Source organism: Pontibaca salina (genome assembly GCF_016307205.1).
Lineage (GTDB): Bacteria > Pseudomonadota > Alphaproteobacteria > Rhodobacterales > Rhodobacteraceae > Pontibaca > Pontibaca salina.
Window position 1 is genome coordinate 1 of record NZ_JAEIJD010000026.1, and the last position, 1,844, is coordinate 1,844.

A 1,844-nucleotide genomic window follows, 5' to 3' on the forward strand; every position below is an offset into this window, starting at 1 on the left:
CCCACACAGCGGCCTGAAATGGAAATCGCCTCGCGAGTTCATAAGGGCCGAAACTGAAACCGCTTAGGTGTCCGGTGAAACGGGGGCTGGACCACGATGGCAGCATGCTCTTAGCGTCAGGCAACGGGTTTAGGCGGACGTCGTCGCGCTTGAGAGTCTTCATGAATGCCTCGGACATCCCGTTGGACTGCGGGTTTTTGGCAGGTGTAAAGCAGGACTTCAGTCCGAGCTGCTGGGCGAAGATGCGGGTGTCCTTGCGCCGCGCGGAGACTGGGAAAACGTACAGGCGTTGTTGGAACGCGCCCCTCAGATCATCGCATTGGCACTTGGCCCAGCCCCGGTGATATTGTTGCCCGTCGGTGCGCAGGATGCGCTAGAGGCTGGATTCTGATGGCAGATAGCGACCCTGATCGGCCAGTGCTGGCATCATTTGGCTTTTGGCGGAATGCTGGTAAATTCCTTTGAATTACAGATCTCCAGCACGGCCGTGCGCTCAACAGCGCTCTGCTGATTGCGCGGCCCAATTTTGTGAAATTTGAGGCTTCATTGTGCACAATCGCCGTTGTAAAACCCCGAACTACGAGAATGCGGTCACCGCCTTCGATAACGTGCCTTAATCCGGCTCAATTGGTATGAGCCAGCAAAGTTATGACCGATTCTCAATTTAACGAGGGAGTTTTTCTGTGATCACAACAACCAGACTTTGCGGCACCAGCATCGGCCATGTCCAGTTTATTTTGGCCGCAGCCTTATCTCCGCTCGCGCATTCCAAATTTACAGCCATATCCTTTCCGAGCTTGCACTAATGATTTCGCTCATCTTTGGTCTCATCGCCGCGCTCTGCTGGGGGATACACGACATTTGCGTGCGCTACGTCTCACAACAGGTCGGAGCATTCCCCGCACTGGCAACAATCCTAATCGTCGCCGCGCTCCTGACGACCCCTTTCGCAATATTGTTTGGTGATTGGAGAGCCATGGACCTCAGTGCCATTGCCTTGGCTGCTGCCAGCGGGGCAGTCTTCACTGTCGCCTATCTCGGCCTCTACAAGGCATTCGAGATCGGCCCGGTGCGCCTCGTTGCGCCGATCCTCGGCGCCTATCCGGTCCTATCCGTCGGGTGGGCCGCGCTATCGGGACAGGGCGTGTCATGGGATCAATGGTTTGCTGTGGGCGGCGTTATCACGGGCGTTGCCATCGTTGGCCTTTTGTCGCGCGATGACGAGAGCGGTGGAAGCCAGAGCGCGGCGATCATCTGGGCTGTGCTCGGCGGCACCGGTTTTGCGGGCACATTCGCTCTCGGTCACGCCGCCGCCCATGCGGGCAGTGAACTGCCAGTCATTCTGGTGACCCAAATTGTTGCAGTGCTAGGCGCTATCGTCTTGTTGTTGGCAGCAGGTGGAATCCGCCTGCCCACTCGAAACGCACTACCGATGCTTGGATTTATGGGGCTGCTGGATTGCGTCGCACTCGGCATTGTAATTGCCGCCGCCGGCATGGCCCGACCTGAGTTTGCGGCCGTCGCGTCCTCGACCTTCGGCATGATCACCGTGATTCTCGCATGGCTGATTCTACGCGAGCGTGTATCCCCCGGCCAATGGTATGGCGTGGCCATAACTTTCACGGCCATCGGCTACCTCGCTATATAGGGTGTCTCTCGGCGAGCGTGGCACAGGCCTGCCTAGTAATCAAAGTGATGTTCAGCTTCAGCCGTCATGCGTAAACTGACCGTCGCCGCCAATGTGGTCGTGCTGACCTGCCACTGAACTTTCATCCATGCGGAACCGGAGCCCGTTGGGTTGATACGCCGATTGGCGCGATGTGAGCAACCGGCAGCGGCGCGGA

Annotated in this window: 1 protein-coding gene and 1 pseudogene; one reads left to right on the forward strand and one right to left on the reverse strand. The window is 57.9% G+C overall.

The features are described 5' to 3' along the window. Positions 1–100: 100 nt before the first annotated feature. A pseudogene (locus tag JAO82_RS14335) lies at positions 101–256 on the reverse strand (IS3 family transposase); the annotation flags it as partial. 549 nt (positions 257–805) lie between these two features. On the opposite strand from JAO82_RS14335, the gene JAO82_RS14115 reads away from it, so the two are divergent. Next, a complete protein-coding gene (locus tag JAO82_RS14115; RefSeq protein WP_198687032.1) occupies positions 806–1,648 on the forward strand; it encodes a DMT family transporter in 843 nt (280 codons plus the stop codon). The last annotated feature ends 196 nt before the right edge of the window (positions 1,649–1,844 follow it).

Bases quoted from the DNA above. Each gene is read 5' to 3' on its own strand.
- JAO82_RS14115 (WP_198687032.1), top strand. From the start codon at position 806: ATGATTTCGCTCATCTTTGGTCTCATCGCCGCGCTCTGCTGGGGGATA.